The following is a 287-nucleotide window of genomic DNA, read 5'->3' on the forward strand; positions in this document are numbered from 1 at the left end:
AGGAGAACACGACTGTGGAGAATCTTTGTGCAAGGATGAAGAACATGTACGATGGTTACCGTTTCAATCATACCATGCAGGGGGTATACAATCCTTTCAGCCTGCTGAATGCAATGGATGCAATGGAGTTCAGAAGCTACTGGTTTGCTACGGGTACACATACATTCCTGATTGAGCTTCTGAAAAAGAGCGACTACGACCTCCGGCGTCTGGAAAGCATAGAGATAGACGAAAGCCAATTCACAAGCTACCGTGCGGGAAACTCTGACCCTATCCCGGTGATATAC

At 47.0% G+C, this 287-nt stretch carries 1 pseudogene; it reads left to right on the forward strand.

The features are described from left to right. Positions 1-287: pseudogene (locus tag I6E24_RS16870) on the forward strand (AAA family ATPase); the annotation flags it as partial.

This window comes from Bacteroides caecigallinarum (assembly GCF_021530995.1).
Lineage (GTDB): Bacteria > Bacteroidota > Bacteroidia > Bacteroidales > Bacteroidaceae > Phocaeicola > Phocaeicola faecigallinarum.